Origin of the sequence: Synechocystis sp. FACHB-383 (genome assembly GCF_014698605.1) — a bacterium.
In the GTDB taxonomy this organism is placed as follows: domain Bacteria; phylum Cyanobacteriota; class Cyanobacteriia; order Cyanobacteriales; family Microcystaceae; genus Synechocystis; species Synechocystis salina.
Genome location: NZ_JACJTJ010000044.1, coordinates 1 through 24,580, shown reverse-complemented (window position 1 = coordinate 24,580; position 24,580 = coordinate 1). Strand labels below are relative to the sequence as shown.

Sequence of the window (24,580 nt, the reverse complement as noted above, 5' to 3'; positions counted from 1 at the left end):
TTTTGTCTAATTCTGAAAACAGACAAATGTCAACAAACCTTGACAATAAACCATAAAAACTTTCTTGCAGAATTTGTGTGATTAATCCTAAAAAAGCTACAGTATATGGCCATTAGAAAAGCAGCAATTCTTGCTAGGCGCACTACTAGAAGTATTGCTCAGACATTTGGTATTAATCCACCCCCACGTTTATGCGAAAGTATTTTGGTGGCAGCACCAGAAAGAAACTGGCAAATAAAACGTTTGCACGATGCTTTTACCCTAAATTTTTCAGTTCCCCATTCATTACAACAGCACCCAACCTTAAAAGCTCGTTTTGAGATTAACAGTAATTTAGGTTTTCCGGCTCAGTATTTGGTGACCATTCCCCAGGCTATCATCAAAACATCGAGTGGTTTTATTGTCACTCCTGATGGTGATTATTTAACGGAAGGACATTGGCGAGTAGCGAATGTTGTTGGCCATCCTATTTGTCGCAATGAGTGGCTAATTAAAAAACGTCAAAATTTATCTGGTGACTGGTATTGTGCCATGGGGCACTGGGGAGCTAATTATAATCACTGGTTATGGGACGAAATGCCTAGATTGTTGACCGCGCTTCCCCACTTGCCTGCGGACACACGGTTTTTAGTGCCAGATCCCTTGAGTGAGATGCAACGGGATTCCCTAATGGCGTTGGGCATTAAGTCACAATATTTATATCCACAAGCTTTTGATTGCGAATCATTGGTAGAGAGGTTATGGTTTGCAACTCCTCTTGGACATTCTGAATGGGCGGCAACTGCTCCTGATGTAGCCAAAGAACTAAGACAAAAATTTATTGAAGCTTATGCAAAAGGGACAGAAAACTATCCCCGTCGACGCTTATACATTTCCAGATCGGAGGCCCGTTATCGCCGATTGTTGAATGAAGAAGAAATTTTACCTATCCTTGAGAAGGAGGGATTTGAAGTTATTCGACCAGAAAATTTATCTTTTCCAGAGCAGGTTCAAACTTTTTCTCAGGCCAGTATTATCATGGGTGTGCATGGAGCCGGTTTAACTAATATGCTGTTTGCCCCTTCAGGTGCAACAATTGTAGAAATTCACGGTCCGGTAAGTCGTTCCCACTATTGGATGATGTCTAATATCTTAGGACACCATTATTATTGCTTTGTCGGTGACACAGTAATAAATTCTAATCAAGATAGGCAAAAGGAACCAGACTTTTGTCTTAGTCATCAAAATGTTATTTCAGTAATCGATAGCTTTAATTAAAAATAGAATTGATTAATGATAAATACTGAAAAATCGGCATAAGCTTTAGTTAATTTATGAAAAAATTAGTTGAGAATTTCGTTGCACTCTTTACATCAAAATTTTTATCGTTACTGAGAAACCACCAAAACATTTCACTATCTCGTGAAGAGTTTAGGGCTTTGAATTTGTCCTTTTCTTCCTATGGTGAAGATCTTGTTGTGCTTAGCTATTTCAAGTGGTATGGCCATGAGGATAAGGATGCAAACAATCGAGTCTATGTTGATGTCGGTGCTTACCATCCAGCGAATCTTTCTACGACCTTACTTTTGCACAAAGCGGGCTGGCGGGGAGTCAATATCGATTTAGATCCTGAAAAAATCGAACTTTTTAAAAAAACAAGACCTCAAGATCATAATGTTGTTGCTGCGGTTTCAGATAAGCGAAGAATTGTTCGTCATTTAAAGTATCCCCTCGGCACAACTAATCGAATTGGGGAGATTGAGGAAATAAATTTAACTTCAATCTGTCAAGAAGATCCTTTAGAAGTCTCAGAGATAGAGACAGTAACGTTAACTGAGATTATGGATAACTCACCATTTCGTGATTGCAAGATTGACTATCTCAATGTAGATTGTGAAGGACATGATTTAGAAGTTTTGAAGGGTCTTGACTATAATCGTTATCCACCTAATATAATTACAGTTGAAGCTCATACAGAAGAAGAACGGGAAAAACTAAACATCTTATTAAACCCACTAGGGTATGAGATGACAGCGGTACTTCGTTATACTTTGGTCTTTATCCAGAACAGTTAGAAAGTTATTAAAAAAACTCATTTTTATAGATAAAAACAATTTAAGCTGTGACAAATCACAACAGAGAAATAGTCGAAAAAGTCACTATATGCAAAGATACGGAAACAATTCTAAAAGTGCTGAATACTGGCGCAATTATAACAGATAGCCATGGACGGACTATGCAGATTATGCATAATGAAGTCAAAGTACTTGGGGATCTATATGGCAAGGGCAGGGGGCATATCCGCCGATTTTATCAGTGAATAACTGCCCTGTTCTTGATATCATGATCATTGCATTTTTTGAGCATTAAAAGCAAGCTTTAATAATTATTTATGATTAACTTTAGAAATAGACAATTTATTTATTTGTTTATAGTTTTCATTTCTTTGCTTACATGGCTTCCACTATTATCTGGGAGATCTTGGATTGGAGGGGATGATTATCAAATGAAACATTTGTTTATTGATAATAGTCCAGTAGCAGGAATCCATGATTATTAGCAGGAGTATGGTATTTGGAGGCTACCCGGTCATTTTATTCCTTTTATTTTAATAAAATATTTTTCTTCAGCCAATAAAGTTTTGCCATGGCTAACGCACGCAATTAATTCGCTTTTGCTTATTTTGATTGCTTCGAAGATAAACTTAAATAAAGTCTATGCAATTTTAATAGGTTGCCTCTTTTCAATAATCCCATTTGGTTTTCAGTCACTGACGTGGACTTCAGCTTACAGCTTTTCGTTATCTTTGCTCATATGTTTATTGTTATGGCTATTAGTATTGAACAAAGTCAGTACGGCAAATAATGAAAATAGAGTTGACACCATATCTAACATTATACTGTTTTTGGGATCCTTCTTTTGTATGGCGGTCAATGAAGTAAACTTATTTACACTTCCCTTAATTGTTGCATACTCAATCTATCTGAAATTTTCACGAAAAGTTTTTCATTATTTATTGTCTGTTATTTCCGGCCAAATAGCTTTTTTGTTTATCCATTTACTCTATAAGCCAGACTCTTTTCACAAATCTGTATCAATCAATCCTAAGTCTGCTTTATCCGGGATCCTTTATCAGTATCAACAGGTAGAGTATATAAAAGCTCTCCCCAATCTATATCCATGGATAAGAAGCTTAAGTTATTTAATTTCAGTAATAGTTTTTATTACAATGGCTGTAATAATTATAAAAAATTATCGTCTAAGTGAAGGAAAACCAAAGTCTGTAGAAATTGTTTTTTTTGCATTTTTGCCTATTTTTGCGACTGGCATTTATTCTTTGTCAGGAGGATTTTCTTTGGATTCAAGAAAAGCGTATGTCATCTGGGCTTTCTTGCTTATATCTTTTTTCTTTTTCGTCCAATTAACACCACAATTCTTGCAAAAAATAGTAGTAATATTTGTCTTGGCAGTTTCTCCATTTCTTGTCCTATCTACGCAATCAGTCGTCAATGCTACCGTTGAGACAACGACTTTACTAGACAAAGCATATGTCTTTATAAAAGACAGAAATGAACTTCAAAGTCCTTTTACTTTCAAATGGCATCCTAGCATTTACGATTCTTGGCCAAATTACTCAAAATTCACCGGTTTTCGTTTAGACGATTATCAAGCCGTAAGAGCGGCAGTTGGAGATAGAAGAAAGCATCATAACGGTCATACAACAAATCTTGTGTATGATCAAGATAGAAATTTCTGGTACCTACAAAACACTCCCAACTCCGATAGTGGAAATGAAATTAAATAATACAATAGTGTCGTTTTTTTGGAGTTCTTGTCAATTTAGAACATTTCTTAAATCCCTAACATATATTAAAATTACTGAAGTGAGAGTTTCGCACTTTAACACAGCCACAGAAGGCGGAGCCGCTGTCCTAATGCAGCGCCTACATCAATCCTTACAAAACATTGATATAGAAAGCCAAATCTATTATCGCAAGGGACAATCTTCCCTTTCTCCCAGTCTCTCACTAGAGTTTATCTCCACCCGATCCAAGCAATGGCAAGAACGAATCGTGCTTCGTCTCGAAAACGAACTGCTCCAACAGAAAAGTAATCTCTTCTCTCCCCTTCAAAGCGTTGTTAAAACCCCACTGCCTTCTACCCTAGCCATTGTTGATATTTACCATCTCCACTGGATCTCCCATTGGCTTGACCTGCCGAGTTTTATCCAATCTCTTCCCCCTCGATCGCCAATTATCCTAACCCTCCACGACCTAGGTAATTTAACAGGGGGCTGTCACCTTTATTCTGGTTGCCACGGCTTTGAAAACATCTGTAGTCCCTGTCCTCTAATCAAATATCCCTTTAATCATTTCCTCGCCCAACAAGAACTACACCGTAAGCAACATCTGTTTAGCTCCCGTCCTGTCCATGTTGTCGGCAATAGTAATTGGACGACAAGTCTAGCTAAAGCCTCCGCCGCTTTTCAAGGAGTGCAATCCATCCGCACCATTTACCCAGCCATTGATATTCAATCCTTGGTTCGGCACGATAAAGCATTCGCCAAAAAACTCCTCGGGATTTCGCCCCAGAAATTAGTCCTTGGTTTTGGCTGTGCCGAATTGACCGATGGCAATAAAAACTTTCCCTTATTTCTGCAATTATTGGCAAGGTTAAAGGATGACATTGAGCCAGAAGCAGTTGTATTCGGCAATGACCTCGGTTTAACCGAACAGCCTCCTGTTCCCATCCATTCCTTAGGCAAACTTACCTCCAGTCACCTTCTTTCCATTGCTTATTCCGCCATGGATGTTTTTGTGATGGCTTCCCAGACTGAAACCTTTGGGATGGTTGCCATTGAAGCCCAGGCCTGCGGCACTCCAGTATGTGCCTTTGCCGTCGGAGGTTTGACCGATGCAGTACAACATGAGCAAACTGGTTTTCTTGCACCTTGGGGAAATATCAATTTATTGTCCGATCATATTAGTCAACTTTTACGCAATTCCTCCCTGCGCACCCAACTGGGTCAAACAGCCCATGATTGGGCAAGGAGAAACTTTTCCCTTGAACAAATGCGGGATGCCTATCTTAACCTTTATCGTGAAGCACTTAAAAGCCAAAATACTTAACATACTTTTATGTCAATGCCCCATATCATGCTCACTCAACTTAACTATTTAGTAAAAACATTCCCCTATCGTTCAGCGCTATGGTACAAAATTTATATTGTTATCCAAGCTTACGATATATTCAGAGGCTATCTTAGCATTAGAAAAAACCTAAGTTCTCCTCCAGCAAATAACCGCTTCCCGGAGCAAAAATGCGTCATTATACTTCTCAGTCATAATCGATACCGCAATATGAACTTGATTGTCCGTAGTGCTTTACATAACAATTTTGTCAGTAGATTGATTGTCTCCAATAGTAACCGTGAAGTCAAAATAGGAGACTGGATCAAAGTTCAAGATCCCCGTTTAGAATTAATTGATGAAACCCAGCCGACCCAACCAGGACATCGCTTTGTCTTAGCCAAGAAAGAAAATGGAGATTATTTTTTGTCCGTTGATGATGATATTTTTATGACCCCCAGACAATGGGCCAACTTTTTCGATTGTTTGGTCGAAAATCCCGAAATTCCCCATGGTTTAACAGGCAATGATTATCAACCTGGTCAAATTTCTTCTAATGGTAGTCCATTTCATCAGGTAACGGAGGTAAACCAAAACACAGACACCTTAATTGGAGCATTTGCTTTTACCCGTCAGCATTTGGAGCGGCTTTTTCAATTGGCAACTTTCCTCAATTTACCTGATCTTAGTTTAGTCAGAAATGGAGAGGATATTCTCTTGTCGTTTGCTGGCCTAGGAAAACCGCAGATCCATGATCTTGGTCCGATTTGGACTTGTGCCTCCAATGGCTTACCCGGTGTAGCCCTATGGCAAACCCACCTAGATTTTTGGGATGAACGAATTCGCCTCTTTGAGGCAACTCAAACTGTGAGAATAGCTATGGATGAACCATGGAAAGAGGAAACGAGCACTCATTCATTAAGACATGAGTAATTGAGTAATATGGATAAAATCAATAGTCTGCAAAAAGTGACAGTGATGATCACGACTAAAAATCGTTTAGATGATTTAAAACGCACTTGTGCAGTATTAAAAACTTTGAATCCAGCTCCTGATGAAATTCTGATCACTGCTGATGGTTGTACCGACGGAACAGTTACCTATGTACAGCAAAATCTTCCCGAAGCAAAACTGATTATCAATGAAATTGGTCGGGGTTCTGTTCCTTCCCGTGACCGGATGATGCGAGAAGCAACAGGAGACTTAGTACTAGCATTAGATGATGATAGCTATCCTGAACAGATTGATTGCATTGGAATCATTAAAAGCTTTTTTGAACAGCATCTCCAGGTTGCCGTGGTGCATTTTCCCCAACGCACTGATGAATATCCAGAAACCCTTGAGCAACAAGATTTTGGTCAGCCCTATCCCACCCGTTCTTTTGCCAATTCTGGGGCTTGTCTGCGCCGAGACATTTATCTACAACTCCCCGGGTTTGAGTCTAAATTTTTCCACATGTACGAAGAACCTGATTATGGACTGCAATGCACAGCAGCAGGCTATCAAATTTACTATGCACCTATTTTAACCATTCGTCACCACTACAGTCCTCAAAATCGGGGTTCATTCCGAAGTCATCATCAACATGCACGCAATGAACTCTGGAGTACATTGTTGCGCTGTCCATTCCCCCAGGTGATTCTTGTCATTTGCTATCGACTGTTTTCCCAAGCTAAATTTGTCACTCTCAGAGCAGGTTTTAGTGGACTGATTAGGGAACCTCTGTGGTGGCAAGAAGCCTTGCAAGGATTACCTTATTGCCTGATCAAGCGCCAGCCAGTAACTTGGCAACAATATCAACAATGGCTCAAGCTACCCTAACTGTTAAACAAATTCAAGAGCATGAAAAAACTGTTAGTTACCGGTTCCTCCGGCCTTATCCGTTCCGAAGTGTGTGTTTACTTTGCCAATCAAGGTTGGGCCATCCATGGACTAGACAATAACCAACGCTCCATCTTCTTTGGCCCCCAAGGTGATACCCGTTGGAACCAACAACGGCTTCAGCAAACTCTGGCTAACTTCACCCATCACGAGCTCGATATCCGCGATCGCCAAGGCATCCTCAAACTATTAGAAAACCTCAAGCCAGATGCCATTGTCCACACCGCCGCCCAACCCAGCCACGACCGGGCCGCCGCCATCCCCTTCGACGACTTTGACACCAACGCCGTTGGTACCCTTAACCTCCTTGAAGCAACTCGACAGTTTTGTCCTGAATCCCCCTTTGTCCATCTTTCCACTAATAAAGTCTACGGCGATCGACCCAACACTATTCCCCTAAAAGAACTAGACATCCGCTGGAACTATGATGATCCGGCCTATGCCAATGGGATTCCCGAAACTTTTAGCATTGACCAATCCAAACATTCTCTTTTCGGGGCCTCTAAAGTCGCCGCCGATATTATGGTCCAGGAATATGGCCGTTACTTCAACATGCCCACCTGTTGCCTGCGGGGAGGCTGTCTGACGGGGCCCAACCACTCGGGGGTAGAACTCCACGGCTTTTTAAGCTACTTAGTCAATGCAACCTAGAAGGCAAGCATTATAAAATCTTTGGTTATCAAGGAAAACAAGTGCGGGACAATATCCATTGCTTCGACGTAGCCCGTTTCATCGAGGCTTTTATTAATCAACCAAGAATTGCTGAGGTCTATAACCTAGGGGGGGGCAAAGCCAACAGTTGCTCTATTTTGGAAGCCTTCCAGCTAGCTGAAAAGTTTAGCGGTAAGCCCATGGATTATGTCTATATCAAAGAAAATCGCATTGGGGATCACATCTGTTACTACTCCGACTTAAGCAAAATGCGTGATCATTACCCCAACTGGGACATTACCATTTCCTTGGAAGAGACGATTAAACAAATTGTAGAATCCTGGCAAAAACGACTTTAATCTTTATGAACTGAGCGAAAAATGGGCTAAAACAATTGTGACTCCTTATGAAAGTTAAGATTTCATTAGCAATTCCTGCTTACAATGCCGAAAAATTTATCCGTACGGTGATCGCCTCTTGCCTCCAGCAAACCGAAACTCCCCACGAAATCCTGTTATCAGATGACGGTTCCAGTGACCAAACTCCTCAAATTTTGAGGGAATATGCAGCTCAGCCCCTCGTCAGACTGGTATCTCCTCCCCAACGGCTCGGTATTGGTAGTCATTATCGGCACTTAGTCCAGCAGGCTACAGGTTCCCATATCGTTATCTTGTCCTGTGATGATGCTCTCCATCCTAATTTTGTCAAAACTGCCCTTAAAGGTCTGCAACAACAGCCAGAACTGGGGATGCTAATTTTCAGTGGTTACCTTTGTAATGCTCAAATGAAGCCCCAAAGTCGCTTTGGCTTGGGTTATCCCCGTCATTTACTGACACCGCCCATGGGTTTTGAACATTTCCTTCAATCTTGCACCTACCTGATTTCCTTTACGGTTTGGCCCGTTGCTTTGCTACGCTCATTACCGCCTCTACCAGATGACGCAGGCTTGGCCACCGACTGGTATTGGGCCTTGGCAGTGGGGAGTCAGTCCCCCATCCAATTTTCCCGTTACCCTTTGGGCTATTATCGCTACCATGATCAAAATGCATCTCACTCCGACGGCGATCGATGGAACAAGCAAGCTCAAACCATGCTGGAATTTATAGCCGATGATGTTTCCCTAAGCCAAGAATTTAGAGAATCTTTGCTAATTTTGCAAAACTCGTTGAAAAATAGACCGCTCCATACTAGCTCTCAAAACCGTTTAAAAAGTATTCAAAATTTCTTGAAAAACTCCATTCAGCATTTTTTCGCCAATCGGTTTGTTGGTCATCCTGATTTTCTAAAATAGTATCTATCATTCAAAACGAAGTATTTGCAGTTCTTCAGATATTGACTGGTGTATTAACCACTATATTTCTAGAGCTCCTAGTACCATGATGAGAAAAATTAAGATAGCTCTCTCACAGGTAAACTTGCCAAGAAGAAAATGACTATGCATTCATCCGTGGATCTATCTTGCCTAGCCTGTGGAGAAGCCGATAATTTTCACCCATTTACGGTTCGTGAAACCATGTTGGGCATAGGTGATATACATCAGTATGGCGAATGTCAAAACTGTGGCAGTATTCAAAACTTAGCCCTCCCCAAGGATCTGAGCCGCTATTATCCTAACCACTACTATTCCCTTACTCCTAGTAAGGAAAATCAACTCAAAACTTGGCTGAGAACACAAAGAGCTCACCATGGACTAGGCAAAACCACCCCCATTGGAGCACTTAGTACTCTATTCTTCGGACAACCTTATTTTGTACCTTGGCTTAAATATTCTCGGATAACTTACGACTCTGCTATTCTAGACATTGGTTGTGGCGGGGGAACCTTATTACGTCATCTGCATGCCTGTGGTTACCAAAATCTGACAGGGGTTGATCCTTTTCTGAAAGAATCTGTCAAAGTAGCGGGCATTGAACTGCTAAAACTTGGTATAGAGGGTTTAGATCAAAACCAAAACTATGATTTGATTATGCTCCATCATTCCCTAGAGCACATGGTTGAACCTCTATGGACACTCAAACATATTGCTCGTCTACTAAACCCCCAGGGAATAGCCTTAATCCGTATTCCTGTTGCCGGAACCTGGGCTTGGCGAACCTATGGTGCCAATTGGGTTCAATTAGATGCTCCCCGCCATTTATTAATTCCTTCTGTTCAAGGAATGAAACAATTAATTGAGCAAGCTGGCTTATGTTTGCAAAAAATTGAATTTGATTCTGACCAGTTTCAGTTTATTGGCAGTGAAAAAAATCGCTTAGGCAAAGCTTTTAACACCGATCCTAAAGATCTATTTTCATCTAGGCAACTTCAGCAATTTACTCAGCAAGCCCATCAACTAAATACTGAGAATGACGGTGATCAAGCTTGTTTTTGGATAAAACGAGGATAGAAGAAAGGATGATTGGTTCCTCTCCATCCAGAAACTACCTTGTAGCTTTGCTCGGTGCTCGCATGAATTATGCCGTTCCTCGTATTCTGTACGAACGCGGCCAACTTTCTCACTTTTACACTGACTTTTATGCGGGCCAGGGTTGGCCGAGCCGGTTACAATCTTTGCCTAGTAGTGTTAAAGGGAATACCGTGCAACGACTGCTAGAAAGGGTTCCAGAAGGTATCCCACCCGACAAAATTACCGCCTTCAATCAGCTTGGACTGATCTATGGTTGGCGATTACGCCAGGCTCGGAATCCCGACGACTTTATCAGCGCTTTCCTGTGGTCCGGGCAAAAATTTTGTGAACTGATTATCAAACAGGGGCTAGGGGATGCCAATGCCGTTTACACCTTCAACAGTGCGGGGCTAGAAATTTTAAAGATGGCCCGCCAGCAAGGATGTTTAGCGGTAATGGAACAAACCATCGCACCAAAGGCGATCGAACACCACCTCCTACAACAAGAACAATCCGACTTTCCCGATTGGGAGCCCCCCCGCGCTTTAACCTTGGCTGAGCAACGCTACATTGAGCGGGAGCAAGCAGAATGGCAGAATGCCGACCAGATCATTTGTGGTTCAGAGTTCGTACAGCAAGGCATTGACTCCCTCACTGGACTTGGGCATAAATGCGCTGTTATTCCCTACGGTGTGGACCCGAACCCCCACCGGATGGCCAAACATCAACCTAAAATCCCCCATTCCCCCCTGCGGATTTTAACAGTGGGCACTGTCGGTTTGCGTAAAGGCTCCCCCCATATTTTGAATGCGGCTCAGCAACTAAAAGCAAAAGCCACATTTCGCCTAGTGGGCAATCTCCAAGCAGTACCTCCTTCCATCCAGACCCAATTGGCAGAACATTTAGAGTTGGTTGGCCCCGTTCGGCGATCGGAAATTTATCAACACTATCATTGGGCTGATGTATTTTTGTTACCATCCCTATGTGAAGGCTCCGCCACTGTCGTTTATGAGGCACTAAGTTATGGCTTGCCAGTAATTTGTACTTCTAATACTGGTAGTATTGTGCGTGATAACTTGGAGGGAATAATAATTCCTTCTAGCTCAACTGATGCCATTATTGCAGCTATTGAATCCTTAATAACTAATCCGGATCAAATAGCCCTCTTTGCCATTAATGCTTACCAACGATCTAAACTTTTTGATCTACAGGCTTATGGTGTCAACCTAATCAAAGCATTGCAGAGTTTCACAACGGCGATCGGATAACAATAATGATTGAAATTTTAAGATATACGTTTATTCTATTGTGTCTGAGCATTCTGGGCTGGGGAATAATTAGGGTTGAAAGGATTTATCAGTTTCCCACCTTCATGGCAAGTATTTTCGTTATGTTTATTTGGCCGCAGATCAATAGCCTGATTAGTGCTCCTGATGGCGTTACAGAAGAAATGATTGAAAGAATAATTATCATGAGCTGTCTGTGTGTAGCAATGTGCTGGATTGGATATTGCTCATCCCCAAATCGACAACTTTTACAACGCCTGAACACAACCCTAGACGAAGATAAATTGACACAAGCCGCATCAGCTTTAACTGTATTGGGTTTATTCTCCTTTTATTTGACGGGACAAGTAGCCAGAACTCTCCAAGCAGGGGTCCAATGGACGGGCAGAGCAACTATTTTTGCTTTCTTTACCCAGCTCAGTACTCTAGGATTCGCCATTTTCTTAATGCTATTATTGCGTCGCTTTACCCTAGTCAGATTAACTGGCACTGTCATTGCTGGTAGCCCCCTTTGGCAAAGTATTTTTCAAGGAGGACGACGACAAGCGACTGTAACATTTATAATCATCATTGGCATGACTCTATGGTTTGTTAAGCGCTGGGCTCCCCCTAGATTAATTATTATTCCGGCAACCTACCTAGGAATTTACGTTATTCCTTTATATGGTCAGCTACGAGGTAAATTCTGGACTTTGCTGTTAGCCCGTGACTGGGAAACATTAAACGAAACTTCTGACCAAATGATGCAAACCATGGATAGGGGGGGGATATTGGAGCTTAGAAATGCCGCTTTTGCCATGGACTATGCAAGTCGTTTTGGGCAATATGAATACGGAGCTGACTACTGGAATGGTTTCGTCTTTCAGTATGTACCAGGTCAATTGTTAGGTTATGACTTTAAGGCATCTCTGATGCTACCTACCACTGGCTTCAGTTCTCTAAACTATTACAACTATGAATTTCCATTAGGTACTACCTGGACAGGTATTGGAGATACCTACCTACAGTTTGGGTTCTTTGGGTGTCTTATTTTCGGTTTAATGGCAATGCTATTTAAGAACCTTTGGGTTTCAGCTAATACATACAATAGCCAGGTTGCCTTTTTGCTAATGGCTAATTTAGCTAGCCCAGCCATGGTTAGTGTTAGTCATGGTACAGTTCGCTTCGTTCAAGAAGCTATTTTCAATATTTTAGTTGTAGCTTTGGTATTTCAATTTTGCAAGACAAAAAAATTTAATAAACAAAGATTCTCGGATGATTTTTTTACCAATAAGTAAGTCGAATATATTTTCTTAATATAATTAAATGTCTTTAGCCTTAGAAAACCACAAAAAAAAACTATCAGTTCTTTTTACAAACTACGGACCTTATCATATAGCTAGAATTAACGCATCCAAATCATTATTCAAAAAAAATTGGCAAGTTATTGGATTAGAAATTACTAGAGATGGAGTAGATTATCAATGGAAAATTAAACTAGATGAGGCAAAATTTGAAATTATTTCAATTTTAGGTGATTCAAAAATCAATCAAATTGGCTTAACTGAGCAAGCATGCAGTACTTTTTTCACTCTAAATAAACTTAATCCAAGTGTTATTGTCATCGCAGGGTATGAAAGACCAATAATGCTCCTTGCTCTATTCTGGGCAATTTTTAGGCATAGACCTAGGGTAATGTTATCAGAGTCGAAAGAAGATGATCAGAAGCGTATCTGGTGGAAAGAAAAAATCAAAAGTTTGCTAATCAAAAAATATTCAAGTGCTTTAGTGGGAGGAAATTCCCATAAAAAATATTTGGTCAAGTTAGGATTTCCTGAAAATGCTATTTTCACCGGCTATGACGTAGTGGATAATAGGGTTTTCCACCCTGATGTCATCAGACATCTACCTAATCCCCTCACTGAACCCTTCTTTTTATCCATCAACCGCTTTGTTAAAAAAAAGAACTTACCATTGCTAATTTCCGCCTATGCGTCATATATAAAAAAGCAGAGCGGCAACGCCTGGCATTTAGTCCTCTGCGGGAATGGAGAACTACGATCTGAACTCGAAGAGCAAATTAGCCAGCATAACCTACAAAAATTTGTTCATCTCCCTGGTTTCCTCCAGCAAGACGAACTGCTCCCCTACTTTGCCCATGCCCAATGCTTTGTCCATGCCAGCACCACCGAGCAATGGGGCCTAGTGGTTAACGAAGCAATGGCCGCCGGATTGCCCGTCCTGATTTCTAACCGCTGTGGTTGCTTTGAAGATTTAATCATCGAAGGAGTGAATGGTTTTGGTTTTGATCCAGAGAACCAGGACCAACTCACCAAGCTAATGCTAAAAATAAGTTCAGGAGAAGTAGATTTAGACTTAATGGGCCAAGCATCCTTAGAACATATCCAAAAATATTCCCCCGACTATTTTGCCCAGGGCCTCCAACAGGCTGTGGAGTTTGCCATCAACAAAAAAACAGATCAGCAAACTTAGAGCAGTAAGTAATCCATGGGATATACTACGTGTATATCCATTAGTTAAATGATGTGCCATGTCCAGTATCCAGACCAATGTTTTTAGGAATAATAAAACTCAGGCTGTTCGTCTGCCCAAAATGGTCGAGTTGCCAGAGAACGTAAAAAAAATAACCATTGTTGCGGTGGGTAACACCCGCATCATTACACCAGTTGGGGAATCGTGGGATGATTGGTTTGATAATTGCCATGTATCATCGGATTTTATGAATTGCCGTGAACAGCCCAAAGATCAAAGCCGTGAATCTTTTTAGGGTATTTTCATGTTGAAATATATGCTTGATACCAATATTGTTATTTATACTATGAAAAATAAGCCTCCCCAGGTACGAACCTTGTTCAAGAAACATGATGGACAGATGTGTATATCCAGCGTGACCCTAGGCGAACTTGTTTTTGGTGCAGAACGCTCTGCTATGCCGGAAAAAAACCTATCAGCAATCGAAAACCTAATCGCTCGTATGGAGGTAGAGTTTTTTGATATTAAGGGGGCTACCCATTTTGGTCAGATAAAAGCAGAATTGGCTCAGCGTGGAACCCCCATCGGCCCCTACGACACGATGATTGCTGGCCATGCCCGTTCCCTGGGGTTAATTTTAGTCACCAATAATCTTAAAGAGTTTGAACGGATTAAAGGATTAAGATTAGAAAATTGGGCAAATTAAGCCATCAAAATAGAATAACTCCAGACTGTAAAAGAATGTGAAATGTCATTCTGGCGATCGCCTCTGCTAAACAGTGAATTAATTGGACAGCCCCAACTAGCATTGCTAAAATGAAAGTCTTAATCGTTATCCCCAGCATTGGTAGCGTTTACGGGGGACCATCAAAAATCGTGCTTGGATTATCGGAAGCCCTTGCTAAGCAAAATATCACGGTTGATTTAGTCACTACCAATGCCAATGGTAAGCAAACTTTAGATGTTCCTCTTGGCACTTGGATTAAACGCAACCATATCCGCATCCAGTATTTCTCCTATCTAGGTTGGCAAGACTATAAATTTAGCTTTGCGATGGGGCAATGGCTATTTCATCATGTGGGGGATTATGATCTTGTTCATACCAATGCAGTATTTTCTCTGACTAATTTACCGGCCTACTGGGCTTGCCAGTGCCATCACATTCCTTACATTGTTACTCCCCATGGGATGCTCGAACCTTGGACTCTCGCCTACAAAGCTAGAAAAAAACTAATTTATCTTAGACTTTTAGAACGTCCAGCTATACAAAAAGCGAGTGCAATTCAGGCGACTGCGTCCACTGAAGCGAAAAGACTTAAGACTTTTCAATTTACTTCTTCTACAGTATTTGTGCCCAACGGCATTCATTGCCACCACTTTGACCCTCCTGCCAGTTCCGAGCTTTTCTGGCAACAGTTCCCCCACCTGCGGGACAAACAGTTAATTATCTTCCTGGGGCGCATTGACCCCAAAAAAGGACTAAATTTACTTGCCCTCGCCTTTGCCCACATCCAGCGGAAGTTTCCCAATAGTCATCTGGTCATTGCTGGCCCTGACAACATTGGCTATCTGCCCATAGCCCAAAAACTATTTCAAGACGTGGGTTGCCAAAATGCTGTTACTTTTACCGGGATGCTCAATGGTGACTTGAAATATTCTGCCCTAGCGGCGGCCAGTGTTTATGTGGCCCCCTCTTACTCCGAAGGCTTTAGCATATCTATCCTCGAAGGCTTGGCTAGTGGTTTACCCTGTGTGTTCACCGATGCCTGTAACTTTCCTGAAGCTGGCAACGTCGCCAAAATTGTCCCTGTTGATCAAGAGCAAATAGCCCAAGCATTGCAGTGGTGTTTAGCTAATCCTGAGGACGCCAGAGCAATGGGACAGCAAGCCCGTGAATTCATCTTTGAAAATTATTCTTGGGACAAAATTGCAACTAATTTAGTCCAGATATACGAGGCCATTATCCATAATCAACCCTTGCCTCACCTCCATGCTTGAGTCAATCACACCATTGATCCTGACCTACAACGAAGTGCCAAACATCGAGCGTACCCTGCAAAAACTTCAGTGGGCAAAACGCATTGTCATCATTGATAGCTTTAGTGATGACGAAACCCTAGAAATTGCCAACAGCTATCCTCAAATCGAGTTTTTTCAACGAAAATTCACCAGCTTTGCCGATCAGTGCAACTTTGGATTAAGTAAAATTTCCACTGAATGGGTTCTATCCCTGGATGCCGACTATATTTTAACCGAATTCCTGATTGAAGAATTGAAACAAATTCCTGAAGATACCCCGATTAATGGCTACACAGTCCCCTTCAAATATTGTGTATTTGGTCAACCCCTTCGGGGAACCTTACTACCCCCTAGATGCGTACTTTATCGTCCACAATTTGCCAAGTATGAAGATGATGGCCATGCCCATAGGGTAAGCATTAGTGGTAGGAAAGGGCAATTAAATTATCCCGTCTACCATGATGATCGTAAACCCCTTAGCCGATGGCTCTGGGCCCAAGACCACTACATGATCATCGAAGCACAAAAACTTACCCAAACTCCGTTCAGACAACTCAGTTGGGGAGACAAAATTCGCCAACAAAAAATATTAGCTCCCTTTATTATTTTTGTTTACTGCCTAATTATCAAAGGAGGCATCTTCGACGGTTGGCGGGGCTGGTACTACGCCCTGCAAAGAATGTTTGCTGAAACCCTACTTTCCATCCGTCTCATTGAGCTTGAGATTAGCCACAAAATGGACTCAACCAACGGTCATTAATAGTAATGCCAAACAAAAAAACTATCTTGGTCACTGGCGGTGCCGGCTACATTGGTTCCCACACCGTTTTAGCGCTCCAAGACCAGGGCTATCAAATCATTGTCTTGGATAATTTGGTTTATGGTCACCGGGAATTAATTGAAACATTGAGCGCAGTCAAATTAATTGTTGGGGACATCGACAATGCTGAACTTTTAAACAGCATTTTTAGTACCCATAACATTGCCGCCGTCATCCACTTTGCCGCCTATGCCTATGTGGGGGAATCCATCACCAATCCCCGCAAATATTACCGCAACAACGTCGTCGGCAGTTTGACCCTGCTGGAAGCCATGGTGGATCACGGGGTCAACAACATTGTCTTTTCCTCCACCTGTGCCACCTACGGCATTCCTAGCACCATTCCCATTCCAGAGGATCATCCCCAGCATCCCATTAATCCCTACGGTAGGAGCAAACTGGCCGTGGAAAAAATGCTCCTGGACTTCAGCCAAGCCTACGGTTTGAAAGCCGTCATTTTTCGCTATTTTAACGCCGCTGGTGCCGATCCCCAGGGCCGACTAGGGGAAGACCACACACCGGAAACCCATTTAATTCCCCTCATTCTCTACACCGCCCTGGGCAAACGTTCCCACATTGCCATCTATGGCATCGACTATCCCACCCCCGATGGCACCTGTATACGGGACTATATCCACGTCAGCGACCTGGCCCAAGCCCACGTTCTCGGGTTGACCTACCTTTTGCAGGGGGGAGACAGCAACATCTTTAACCTTGGTAATGGCAATGGCTTCTCCGTACGGGAAATGATTGCCACAGCACAGTTAGTCACCCATCGTTCCATTGCAGTGCTGGAAGGCGATCGCCGTGCGGGAGATCCGCCAATTTTAGTGGGGAGCAGCGAAAAAGCCCGCCAAATCCTCGGTTGGCAACCCCAATATCCCCTGGCAAAAGATATTCTGGCCCATGCCTGGGCTTGGCACCAACAACGCCATGGCGATCGCCTGAGATGACCAAAATCTTGCTTTTTGAGCACTAGGACACAAGTTGCCCTCGATCTTATTACCGTTGACCTAATTTGGCTATTCTTCACCATGACCAATTACGAATACCAATGGCAGAGTGCTCAACCATCCCATTCCCATAGCTTCTATGCCCCGGCTCTACTTTCGCTTTTGCCCAACATTACTAACCAAAACGGCGATCGTCTGAAAGTGCTTGATCTTGGTTGTGGTAATGGTAGCCTAACCAATGTCATTGCTCAACAAGGTTTTGATGTGACTGGCATCGAAGAATCCCCTTCCGGCGTAGCCCAGGCCACCAAGACCTTTCCCGACTGCCAGTTCCGACAGCACAGCTTGTACTCCCCCCCCCCTGTAGACTTTCTAAACTACTTTGATGTTGTGGTTTCCAGTGATGTCATTGAGCATCTCTTCTACCCCAGGGAGTTACCGCGATTTGCCAAACAATGTCTGAAACCTGGGGGGCAGTTAATTGTCACAACTCCCTATCACGGTTATTGGAAAAACCTCGCCCTTGCTCTGTTAAATGCCATGGACAAGCATCACACCGTTCTTTGGGATGGTGGCCACATCAAATTCTTTTCCGTCAAGACCCTGTCTCAACTATTGCAAGAAGAAGACTTTACCAATCTCCAATTTAGGTTTGCCGGACGTTTACCCTATCTCTGGAAAGGAATGTTAGCATCAGCTCGATTGAATTAAGATTTCAGTAAGATTGACGGGGAAAAAATATGCCAATAATCGATTATGAAACCGACTTTTATGCCTGGGCCAGCCAGCAAGCGGAACTGCTGAGACAGAGGCAGACCAATAACTTGGATTGGGCTAATCTGGCAGAAGAAATTGAAACTATCGGTCGTTCAGAAAAACGCCAACTTGCCAGCCTTCTAGAAGTACTAATCATGCATCTACTCAAGTGGCAATATCAACCCAATCTGAGATCTCGCAGTTGGCAGTTGACCATTAAAGAACAACGACTACGGCTAGCCAAATTACTGCAGGAAAATCCCAGTCTCAAACATGGCCTAACAGAAGCAGTCCTATCCGTTTATCCCCTCTCAGTAATCAGTGCCGAAAGAGAAACGGGCCTGTCTAATTACCCCGAGCATTGTCCCTATACTCCAGAAGAATTACTCAGCAACCAATTTTTGCCCGACTGAACAGGGTTGTTTGGCCCAGATTGGCGATCGCCTTTGGAGGTTAAGTTTAAAGTTTCTGGCAAGCGTTAATGTTTTATTAATCTAGGCATTATTTGCCTCTGCACTATGTCGTAACCATTGACCTAGAATAGAAAGTGAAAATTCGTGGAAGATATGTCATGCCAACAGTCCCATCCTCACTCTACGAACAAGATTTTTATAGCTGGTCATTGCACCAAGCCCAGCTCCTACGGGAGAAAAAATTTAATCAGGTTGATTGGGAAAATGTGATCGAGGAAATTGAAGATTTGGGCCGCAGTGAATATCGTGCTTTTGTGTCGGCGATCGAGCAATTAACCTTGCATCTGCTCAAGTGGCAATTTCAGCCTAATCGTCGCTCTGCTAGTTGGAAACACTCCATTGATAAACAACGAATTCAGTTGGAGCGATTATTGGAAGATAATCCTGGCTTGAAACATCGACTGGATGACATGATTGCCAAAGGTTATAAATATGGTCGCAAAGGGGCAATTCAGGAGACAAATTTACCCAAGCCGATTTTTCCAGAGACTTGTCCTTATCACTGGAATCAATTATTAGATGATCAATTTTATCCTGGCTAACAATATATTTTTTCGCCCTTTATCGAAATGCTGTTCCGGCCCTACTGAGGTTTTATGGCAAGCTCAACACCACCCCAATCCCCCAAATCCCCCTCACCATCCTTGGCTGGAGCTTCTTGGCCTTCGCGCTGGGCACAGCGGCTCTTCTGGTTAATCTCGGCCTTGAGTGGCACGCTGGAAATCGAAGCCGAAACCGAGAGATTGAAGCACGAAACCGAGCAGATCAGGAAAGACAACGAGCGGCTAGCCGTGCTCGAATCCAAAATCGATACCTTATTTTGCAAACACGACATCAACTTGCCCCCAGCCCGGACACCAGAACAGCCTTAGCTGATTTCCTCAGTTTTCTCCAGGAATATGGCGAATAAATAGGCTACCTTGATAATCTTTAATGAAATTTACCCAGTATTTTCTGGCCACCAGACAAAGACCAGATCGGTTGATTATTCACTTGGAATGGATAGAATACGCTGTGAACAATCCCCTAAAGGAAGAAATTCAAACAGACGGTAGAATTAAATTATGGGCGTCCATTCCCGAAATGGAAGGTAGACATCTCCGTGTAATTTTATTGTCAGATCGAGAAACTGTCCATAATGCTTTTTTTGACCGTTCCTTCAAACCATGAAGATCACGTACTTTGCTGATACAGACACGCTGTATATTGAATTTCAACCCGCCAACATTGTCGAAACCAAAGATTTGGACGATGACACTTTAATCGACATTGACATACACGGAAATGTTTGTGCCATAACCGTTGAACACGCTCAGCAAAGAACTAATATTCCTAACATCTCGTTCGAGCAGATTGTAGCATAGGGCGATCGCCGCTATGGGGGAAAGTTCAGGTTTTTCCAGGGCAGATCGCAAAAATCCCATCATACTTATGGCTGAAGGGATAAAATAAGGTATCTCATCAAGAAAGAAAGACCTTAACCATGGTTTTGGCAACCTACAAATGGACTAATAAAAAATATCACCAAGCCATTGATAGCGGTATTTTTAGCAATGAATCAGTTGAGCTACTGCGGGGAGATATTGTTGTCATGGCTCCAGAAAGGGAACCCCATGCCTATTACAATACCGAAGTAGCAGACCATTTCAGAAACTTGTTGCAAAGTAGGGCCAAAATCAGAGACGCCAAACCCATTACCCTACCCAATGACTCCGAGCCACAACCTGACATAGCCATTGTCCATCCCCTGGGGCAAGAGTATTTGCGCCATCACCCCTATCCCGCCAACATTTTCCTGATCATTGAATTTTCCCAAGCTACCCTAAGCAAAGACCTAGGGGAGAAAAAAGATATTTATGCTGAAGCTGGCATCATGGAATACTGGGTTGTCGATATAAAAAACGCCCAACTCACCGTTTTTCGAGATTTATGGGATGGGCAATATCAATCAAAGCAAACATTAACATCTGGCACTATTCCCCCCCTAGCTTTCCCTGATGTTTCTGTGCCCGTGCAACAGTTAATTCATCCCTGAGACGATCTGCAAACACGGCATCAACTTATCCCTAGTTCAGAAACTAGAATATCCCTAGCTGATTTCCTCAGTTTTTTGCAAGAATACGGAGGGTAACTCCATCCAATCCACTTAGTCCCCTTCTTCTGTCATGGTCACCCTCATTGCCTCTCCCCCGGAAACTGACCTCGTCCTGCCTGGGCAGGATCAATTACCCGCCGATGACAACCAAACTATGGAAACCCAACGCCATAAAATGCAAATGGATTTACTGATTGAAGGGTTGGATAGTTGGCTGGAACAACGTCAGGATGGTTATGTTGGGGGGAACATGTTTATCTATTACAGCCAAGCCCAGATTAAATCCCAAGACTTCAAAGGGCCAGACTTCTTTGCTGTTACTGGAGTACCCACAAAAGAACGTAAATCTTGGGTGGTGTGGCAAGAAGAAAAAGCGCCCGATGTGGTCATCGAACTACTTTCCGACAGTACAGCCCAATACGATAAAACGGATAAAAAAATAGTTTATCAAGATAAAATGCGGGTGACTGAGTATTACTGGTACGATCCTTGGAATCCTGATGATTTTGCCGGTTTTAGTCTTAACCATGGTCAATATGAACCGAAATCTTTCAATGAACAAGGCTGGTTAATCAGTGAATCCCTGGGACTGGCATTGCTTCGCTGGCGGGGGAAGTATCGCAATGTAGAAACGGACTGGTTACGCTGGGCCACCCTAGAAGGAGAAATTCTGCCTACAGGCCAGGAATTGGCCCAACAGGAACGGCAACGGGCTGAACAGGAACGGCAACGGGCTGAACAAGAACGGCAACGGGCTGAACAAGAACGGCAACGGGCAGAGCTTCTGGCCAACAAGTTAAGAGAGTTGGGGATTAACCCCCATGATTTGTGAAGGACTGAAAATTACTGCTGATTGGTTCAAAGCGAGGTCATAACCATGGTTACCCCACTGAAATGGACAGTCCCGGACTATCACCAGCTCATTGAACAGGGTTTATTAGAGGGCAAGAAAGTAGAACTTTTAGACGGCAACCTAGTGACCATGGCCCCTGAAGGACCGCTCCATAGCTACACCACCAACACCGTTGCCGACTATCTGCGCCAAAATTTGCACGAACTAGCTTTAGTCAGAGAAGCCCACCCTATCACCTTGAGCCAATCTGAACCGGAACCCGACATTGCCATTGTCCTACCGCCCCAAGAGCGCTACAAGGAAAAACATCCCCAGGCTGACGATATTTTCTGGTTAATGGAAATTGCCCACAGCACCCAGGCCTATGACCTCAACGACAAAAAACAGATCTACGCCCAGGAAGGCATCCCCGAATATTGGGTGGCAGACCTAACTAACCGCCAACTATTTGTTTTTCGAGCACCGGACAACGGAAATTATCGCTGGCAACAAAGCCATTCCAACGGCATCATTTGCAGCCAGGCCTTTCCCGACATAAAAATATCAGTACAAGAGATGTTGCACTGGTAGCCCCTCGGCAGGTTTCTTGACCCCACTGCCCCGGTCTTTAACCACACTTGCCATTTTTGCCGTCGCCGCCCTACTGAGGTTTCATTTTGTCTGGCGGCGATCGCCACGAATCTGCTCCCGGAAAGCCAACACAGCATCAAACGGTTCTTCCCAAGCCACATAATTAGCCAGTAAAGCCAGATCCAAATCCGGCAATAAATCACTTTGGGCAACTTTTTCATACTGTTGATTGGTCAGGCAATAGACATGAAGTTGGTTATTTTGCCAAAACCAAACCTCTGGAACTGGCAAAACTTGATAAATTTTTAGGGAATCAATGCCGCCGCTGGTGAGTACAACTTCAATCGCCAAGTCTGGAATGTTTTTTCGTTGATTTAAACAATAGGACTTATCCGGCTCGATCCCCCGTTGCATCGATTCAGACTTGAAAGTAGTAGAGCCAAGGGAATAAAAGCGAATACCTTTTTCTTGTAAGTAAGCTTCCAACAGAATGCCCAGATTTTCTTTATAAAATTCATGGCGATAACTGGGGGACATAATCTGTAGTGTTGCTTCTAAGTATTTGAACAGAACTGGAGCATTATCACCCCACAGACTTAGTAGGGCGTTGTAGTCTTGCCAACTAACATCCGCCATAATCACAATCTGCTCCAAATCCCCCATGGCAGGTCGGATCTGGTTAATCAACTGCTGACAATAAGTTAAACCTCGATTGATTAAAGCAGTCATCAGCCTTTTCCACCCAATTTAGTTTTCCCTTGGTTTTCCCATTGTAATGTTCGTCTACGTTCCCTCCCCTAAAATGGCTTGCGCTGGCCTTGACAAAACACAGTGCATTCCCCCTTTCTTCCCAATGGCCCACTCTGCAGCCGTAGCTTTTTCCTAAATTCCAAATAACTGCCGTTGTTTTTGGCGATCGCCGTTGAGCCGGTCAGTTTTGGCACTAATTATCACCATGGAACTTAATCAATACAAGCAGGGCGACTACCATCCCGGCGCCTCCCTAGTTAAACAGTTGCTGTGGTATTTCCTCGGGAATTTTTTAGTGCAAACCCCCCTACTACCAATTCCCCTCCTGAAGGTGGCCATTCTGCGGTTATTCGGGGCCAAAATCGGTACAGGAGTCAACATTAAACCCCACGTCAAGATCAAATTTCCCTGGCGTTTAACCGTCGGTAATTACGTTTGGTTGGGGGAAAAATGTTGGATTGATAATCTGGCCGCGGTTAGCATTGAGTCCCATGTGTGCATCTCCCAGGGAGTTTACCTCTGCACTGGCAACCACGATTGGGGTAAACCCAGCTTTGACCTGATCACCAGACCAATCCACATCGCCACAGGCTGTTGGATCGGTGCTAATGCTACCATTGGCCCTGGAGTACGAGTAAACGAAGGAGCGGTTTTAACTTTGGGATCTGTGGCTGTCCAATCTTTGGCGGCGATGACCATCTATTCCGGCAATCCCTGTCAGCCAGTCAAAAAACGGAAACTTACGTGAAACTACCGTAGGGAATAACTAACTTTAATTGTTACTATCCTTGGGGATAAGGTCTAATTATTGATGAAGCTAACAATTCTGAACCAATTCTATCCCCCTGACTATGCGGCCACGGGGCAACTGTTGGAAGAGCTGTCCATCGAACTGTCCAAAAAAGAGCTTGATGTACAAATTTTTGCTGGGCAACCGGGTTACGCCTTTGACCAAGACCTGGCCCCAGCCCAGGAAGTCTGCCAAGGGGTGCTGATCCGTAGAACTAGGACTTCTCGCCTTTGGCCCCAAAGATTACGGGGACGGGCGATCGCCGGAATTTTGTATTGTTTACGCGCCATCGTCAAACTGAGATTAAAAAGAAGACTGGGGGATTTGATCCTTGTTACTACGGAGCCCCCCTACCTAATGGTGGTGGCCTACATTTTGCACTTATTGTACAAAAAACCCTACATCTGCTTGATTTATGACCTTTACCCTGATGTGGCGGTGAAGTTGGGAGTAGCCAAGGAAAAGGATGCCATTGTCAAATTATGGCGTTGGTTAAATCACTTAACCTGGCAAAAGGCGGAAGCCATTATTGTGCTCAGCGAGAGTATGGCCAAAGTGGTTGCCGACAAGGAACCAGCCCTGGCCGGGAAAATTGAGGTGGTTCATATAGCAAAGAACGAGATAGTTAGGACAATTCTCGCAAAGCTATATCCAATGCAGAAATTAGCGATTCTCCCTTACTAACAAGTTGGGAAACATAACGTTTTAGTCTCGCCC

General features: G+C 43.2%; 30 protein-coding genes and 1 pseudogene. 28 read left to right on the top strand and 3 right to left on the bottom strand.

What is annotated here, in order from left to right:
* Positions 1-105 precede the first annotated feature (105 nt).
* The 23 genes and pseudogenes from H6G45_RS13410 to H6G45_RS19600 form a co-directional block, all read left to right on the top strand.
* Positions 106-1,257 (top strand): glycosyltransferase family 61 protein, encoded by a 1,152-nt coding sequence (locus H6G45_RS13410; RefSeq protein WP_190598920.1) that lies wholly within the window; start codon positions 106-108, stop codon positions 1,255-1,257.
* A gap of 56 nt (positions 1,258-1,313) precedes the next feature.
* Positions 1,314-2,054, top strand: coding sequence for an FkbM family methyltransferase (locus H6G45_RS13405; RefSeq protein ID WP_190598919.1), 741 nt, complete (start codon positions 1,314-1,316; stop codon positions 2,052-2,054).
* Between the two features lie 848 nt (positions 2,055-2,902).
* Entirely contained in the window at positions 2,903-3,784 is an 882-nt protein-coding gene (locus tag H6G45_RS13400) for a hypothetical protein (RefSeq protein ID WP_190598918.1), read from the top strand.
* 79 nt (positions 3,785-3,863) lie between these two features.
* Positions 3,864-5,108: a glycosyltransferase gene (locus H6G45_RS13395; RefSeq protein ID WP_206754992.1), complete on the top strand. Its 1,245-nt coding sequence runs from the start codon at positions 3,864-3,866 to the stop codon at positions 5,106-5,108.
* A gap of 15 nt (positions 5,109-5,123) precedes the next feature.
* On the top strand, positions 5,124-6,041 hold the full coding sequence (locus H6G45_RS13390; RefSeq protein WP_190598916.1) for a glycosyltransferase family A protein: 918 nt from the start codon (positions 5,124-5,126) through the stop codon (positions 6,039-6,041).
* Positions 6,042-6,050: 9 nt separating this feature from the next.
* Positions 6,051-6,929, top strand: a complete 879-nt coding sequence (locus tag H6G45_RS13385) for a glycosyltransferase (RefSeq protein ID WP_190598915.1) — start codon at positions 6,051-6,053, stop codon at positions 6,927-6,929.
* 21 nt (positions 6,930-6,950) lie between these two features.
* Positions 6,951-7,640, top strand: a complete 690-nt coding sequence (locus tag H6G45_RS13380; RefSeq protein WP_242018173.1) for an NAD-dependent epimerase/dehydratase family protein — start codon at positions 6,951-6,953, stop codon at positions 7,638-7,640.
* 41 nt (positions 7,641-7,681) lie between these two features.
* Entirely contained in the window at positions 7,682-7,999 is a 318-nt protein-coding gene (locus tag H6G45_RS19605) for a hypothetical protein (RefSeq protein WP_242018172.1), read from the top strand.
* Between the two features lie 47 nt (positions 8,000-8,046).
* On the top strand, positions 8,047-8,931 hold the full coding sequence (locus H6G45_RS13375; protein ID WP_190598914.1) for a glycosyltransferase family A protein: 885 nt from the start codon (positions 8,047-8,049) through the stop codon (positions 8,929-8,931).
* Between the two features lie 144 nt (positions 8,932-9,075).
* Positions 9,076-10,026 (top strand): class I SAM-dependent methyltransferase, encoded by a 951-nt coding sequence (locus tag H6G45_RS13370; protein ID WP_190598913.1) that lies wholly within the window; start codon positions 9,076-9,078, stop codon positions 10,024-10,026.
* Between the two features lie 62 nt (positions 10,027-10,088).
* Positions 10,089-11,294: a glycosyltransferase family 4 protein gene (locus H6G45_RS13365; RefSeq protein ID WP_190598912.1), complete on the top strand. Its 1,206-nt coding sequence runs from the start codon at positions 10,089-10,091 to the stop codon at positions 11,292-11,294.
* A gap of 5 nt (positions 11,295-11,299) precedes the next feature.
* Entirely contained in the window at positions 11,300-12,589 is a 1,290-nt protein-coding gene (locus H6G45_RS13360; RefSeq protein WP_190598911.1) for a hypothetical protein, read from the top strand.
* A 28-nt stretch (positions 12,590-12,617) separates the two neighbouring features.
* On the top strand, positions 12,618-13,784 hold the full coding sequence (locus H6G45_RS13355; protein ID WP_190598910.1) for a glycosyltransferase family 4 protein: 1,167 nt from the start codon (positions 12,618-12,620) through the stop codon (positions 13,782-13,784).
* A gap of 58 nt (positions 13,785-13,842) precedes the next feature.
* Positions 13,843-14,079: a type II toxin-antitoxin system VapB family antitoxin gene (gene vapB, locus H6G45_RS13350; RefSeq protein ID WP_199309763.1), complete on the top strand. Its 237-nt coding sequence runs from the start codon at positions 13,843-13,845 to the stop codon at positions 14,077-14,079.
* Between the two features lie 9 nt (positions 14,080-14,088).
* Positions 14,089-14,490 (top strand): tRNA(fMet)-specific endonuclease VapC, encoded by a 402-nt coding sequence (gene vapC, locus H6G45_RS13345; protein ID WP_190598909.1) that lies wholly within the window; start codon positions 14,089-14,091, stop codon positions 14,488-14,490.
* 110 nt (positions 14,491-14,600) lie between these two features.
* The gene (locus tag H6G45_RS13340) at positions 14,601-15,782 is read left to right on the top strand and encodes a glycosyltransferase (RefSeq protein ID WP_190598908.1); all 1,182 of its coding nucleotides are present in this window, start codon (positions 14,601-14,603) and stop codon (positions 15,780-15,782) included.
* On the top strand, positions 15,775-16,563 hold the full coding sequence (locus H6G45_RS13335) for a glycosyltransferase family 2 protein (RefSeq protein WP_190598907.1): 789 nt from the start codon (positions 15,775-15,777) through the stop codon (positions 16,561-16,563). The genes H6G45_RS13340 and H6G45_RS13335 overlap by 8 nt, the downstream gene beginning before the upstream one ends.
* Positions 16,564-16,568: 5 nt before the next feature.
* Positions 16,569-17,576 (top strand): UDP-glucose 4-epimerase GalE, encoded by a 1,008-nt coding sequence (gene galE, locus H6G45_RS13330; RefSeq protein ID WP_190598906.1) that lies wholly within the window; start codon positions 16,569-16,571, stop codon positions 17,574-17,576.
* 81 nt (positions 17,577-17,657) lie between these two features.
* Positions 17,658-18,287 (top strand): class I SAM-dependent methyltransferase, encoded by a 630-nt coding sequence (locus H6G45_RS13325; protein WP_190598905.1) that lies wholly within the window; start codon positions 17,658-17,660, stop codon positions 18,285-18,287.
* 29 nt (positions 18,288-18,316) lie between these two features.
* Complete coding sequence (locus H6G45_RS13320; RefSeq protein ID WP_190598904.1) at positions 18,317-18,745, top strand: DUF29 domain-containing protein; 429 nt, start codon at positions 18,317-18,319, stop codon at positions 18,743-18,745.
* Between the two features lie 158 nt (positions 18,746-18,903).
* On the top strand, positions 18,904-19,347 hold the full coding sequence (locus tag H6G45_RS13315) for a DUF29 domain-containing protein (RefSeq protein WP_190598903.1): 444 nt from the start codon (positions 18,904-18,906) through the stop codon (positions 19,345-19,347).
* Positions 19,332-19,715, top strand: a complete 384-nt coding sequence (locus H6G45_RS19980) for a hypothetical protein (RefSeq protein ID WP_347338268.1) — start codon at positions 19,332-19,334, stop codon at positions 19,713-19,715. Before H6G45_RS13315 ends, H6G45_RS19980 begins: the two co-directional genes overlap by 16 nt.
* A gap of 256 nt (positions 19,716-19,971) precedes the next feature.
* Positions 19,972-20,058 (top strand): annotated as a pseudogene (locus tag H6G45_RS19600) (DUF2283 domain-containing protein); the annotation flags it as partial.
* 6 nt (positions 20,059-20,064) lie between these two features.
* Here H6G45_RS19600 and H6G45_RS19595 read toward each other — a convergent pair.
* Positions 20,065-20,232 (bottom strand): hypothetical protein, encoded by a 168-nt coding sequence (locus H6G45_RS19595; protein WP_242018174.1) that lies wholly within the window; start codon positions 20,230-20,232, stop codon positions 20,065-20,067.
* A gap of 56 nt (positions 20,233-20,288) precedes the next feature.
* Here H6G45_RS19595 and H6G45_RS13300 point away from each other — a divergent pair, with 56 nt between their 5' ends.
* The 3 genes from H6G45_RS13300 (at position 20,289) to H6G45_RS13290 (ending at position 22,323) form a co-directional block, all read left to right on the top strand.
* Positions 20,289-20,840, top strand: coding sequence for a Uma2 family endonuclease (locus H6G45_RS13300; protein ID WP_190598900.1), 552 nt, complete (start codon positions 20,289-20,291; stop codon positions 20,838-20,840).
* A gap of 130 nt (positions 20,841-20,970) precedes the next feature.
* Positions 20,971-21,732: a Uma2 family endonuclease gene (locus H6G45_RS13295; RefSeq protein ID WP_190598899.1), complete on the top strand. Its 762-nt coding sequence runs from the start codon at positions 20,971-20,973 to the stop codon at positions 21,730-21,732.
* A gap of 45 nt (positions 21,733-21,777) precedes the next feature.
* Positions 21,778-22,323, top strand: coding sequence for a Uma2 family endonuclease (locus H6G45_RS13290; protein WP_190598898.1), 546 nt, complete (start codon positions 21,778-21,780; stop codon positions 22,321-22,323).
* Positions 22,324-22,404: 81 nt separating this feature from the next.
* On the opposite strand, the gene H6G45_RS13285 is transcribed toward H6G45_RS13290, so the two are convergent.
* A complete protein-coding gene (locus H6G45_RS13285; protein WP_190598897.1) occupies positions 22,405-23,052 on the bottom strand; it encodes a Uma2 family endonuclease in 648 nt (215 codons plus the stop codon).
* A gap of 68 nt (positions 23,053-23,120) precedes the next feature.
* Complete coding sequence (locus tag H6G45_RS13280) at positions 23,121-23,267, bottom strand: hypothetical protein (RefSeq protein WP_190598896.1); 147 nt, start codon at positions 23,265-23,267, stop codon at positions 23,121-23,123.
* An 11-nt stretch (positions 23,268-23,278) separates the two neighbouring features.
* On the opposite strand from H6G45_RS13280, the gene H6G45_RS13275 reads away from it, so the two are divergent.
* Both H6G45_RS13275 and H6G45_RS13270 read left to right on the top strand, forming a co-directional pair.
* Complete coding sequence (locus H6G45_RS13275) at positions 23,279-23,821, top strand: WcaF family extracellular polysaccharide biosynthesis acetyltransferase (protein ID WP_190598895.1); 543 nt, start codon at positions 23,279-23,281, stop codon at positions 23,819-23,821.
* A gap of 63 nt (positions 23,822-23,884) precedes the next feature.
* Positions 23,885-24,547: a glycosyltransferase gene (locus H6G45_RS13270; protein ID WP_242018171.1), complete on the top strand. Its 663-nt coding sequence runs from the start codon at positions 23,885-23,887 to the stop codon at positions 24,545-24,547.
* Positions 24,548-24,580 lie beyond the last annotated feature (33 nt).

What these genes read in the sequence shown, in the direction of transcription:
- H6G45_RS13410 (WP_190598920.1), top strand. Translation starts at nt 106, where the DNA reads ATGGCCATTAGAAAAGCAGCAATTCTTGCTAGGCGCACTACTAGAAGT.
- H6G45_RS13405 (WP_190598919.1), top strand. Translation starts at nt 1,314, where the DNA reads ATGAAAAAATTAGTTGAGAATTTCGTTGCACTCTTTACATCAAAATTT.
- H6G45_RS13400 (WP_190598918.1), top strand. Translation starts at nt 2,903, where the DNA reads ATGGCGGTCAATGAAGTAAACTTATTTACACTTCCCTTAATTGTTGCA.
- H6G45_RS13390 (WP_190598916.1), top strand. Translation starts at nt 5,124, where the DNA reads ATGCCCCATATCATGCTCACTCAACTTAACTATTTAGTAAAAACATTC.
- H6G45_RS13385 (WP_190598915.1), top strand. Translation starts at nt 6,051, where the DNA reads ATGGATAAAATCAATAGTCTGCAAAAAGTGACAGTGATGATCACGACT.
- H6G45_RS13380 (WP_242018173.1), top strand. Translation starts at nt 6,951, where the DNA reads ATGAAAAAACTGTTAGTTACCGGTTCCTCCGGCCTTATCCGTTCCGAA.
- H6G45_RS13375 (WP_190598914.1), top strand. Translation starts at nt 8,047, where the DNA reads ATGAAAGTTAAGATTTCATTAGCAATTCCTGCTTACAATGCCGAAAAA.
- H6G45_RS13370 (WP_190598913.1), top strand. Translation starts at nt 9,076, where the DNA reads ATGCATTCATCCGTGGATCTATCTTGCCTAGCCTGTGGAGAAGCCGAT.
- H6G45_RS13365 (WP_190598912.1), top strand. Translation starts at nt 10,089, where the DNA reads ATGAATTATGCCGTTCCTCGTATTCTGTACGAACGCGGCCAACTTTCT.
- H6G45_RS13360 (WP_190598911.1), top strand. Translation starts at nt 11,300, where the DNA reads ATGATTGAAATTTTAAGATATACGTTTATTCTATTGTGTCTGAGCATT.
- H6G45_RS13355 (WP_190598910.1), top strand. Translation starts at nt 12,618, where the DNA reads ATGTCTTTAGCCTTAGAAAACCACAAAAAAAAACTATCAGTTCTTTTT.
- vapB (WP_199309763.1), top strand. Translation starts at nt 13,843, where the DNA reads ATGTCCAGTATCCAGACCAATGTTTTTAGGAATAATAAAACTCAGGCT.
- vapC (WP_190598909.1), top strand. Translation starts at nt 14,089, where the DNA reads ATGTTGAAATATATGCTTGATACCAATATTGTTATTTATACTATGAAA.
- H6G45_RS13340 (WP_190598908.1), top strand. Translation starts at nt 14,601, where the DNA reads ATGAAAGTCTTAATCGTTATCCCCAGCATTGGTAGCGTTTACGGGGGA.
- H6G45_RS13335 (WP_190598907.1), top strand. Translation starts at nt 15,775, where the DNA reads ATGCTTGAGTCAATCACACCATTGATCCTGACCTACAACGAAGTGCCA.
- galE (WP_190598906.1), top strand. Translation starts at nt 16,569, where the DNA reads ATGCCAAACAAAAAAACTATCTTGGTCACTGGCGGTGCCGGCTACATT.
- H6G45_RS13325 (WP_190598905.1), top strand. Translation starts at nt 17,658, where the DNA reads ATGACCAATTACGAATACCAATGGCAGAGTGCTCAACCATCCCATTCC.
- H6G45_RS13320 (WP_190598904.1), top strand. Translation starts at nt 18,317, where the DNA reads ATGCCAATAATCGATTATGAAACCGACTTTTATGCCTGGGCCAGCCAG.
- H6G45_RS13315 (WP_190598903.1), top strand. Translation starts at nt 18,904, where the DNA reads ATGCCAACAGTCCCATCCTCACTCTACGAACAAGATTTTTATAGCTGG.
- H6G45_RS19595 (WP_242018174.1), bottom strand. Translation starts at nt 20,232, where the DNA reads ATGATGGGATTTTTGCGATCTGCCCTGGAAAAACCTGAACTTTCCCCC.
- H6G45_RS13300 (WP_190598900.1), top strand. Translation starts at nt 20,289, where the DNA reads ATGGTTTTGGCAACCTACAAATGGACTAATAAAAAATATCACCAAGCC.
- H6G45_RS13295 (WP_190598899.1), top strand. Translation starts at nt 20,971, where the DNA reads ATGGTCACCCTCATTGCCTCTCCCCCGGAAACTGACCTCGTCCTGCCT.
- H6G45_RS13290 (WP_190598898.1), top strand. Translation starts at nt 21,778, where the DNA reads ATGGTTACCCCACTGAAATGGACAGTCCCGGACTATCACCAGCTCATT.
- H6G45_RS13285 (WP_190598897.1), bottom strand. Translation starts at nt 23,052, where the DNA reads ATGACTGCTTTAATCAATCGAGGTTTAACTTATTGTCAGCAGTTGATT.
- H6G45_RS13275 (WP_190598895.1), top strand. Translation starts at nt 23,279, where the DNA reads ATGGAACTTAATCAATACAAGCAGGGCGACTACCATCCCGGCGCCTCC.
- H6G45_RS13270 (WP_242018171.1), top strand. Translation starts at nt 23,885, where the DNA reads ATGAAGCTAACAATTCTGAACCAATTCTATCCCCCTGACTATGCGGCC.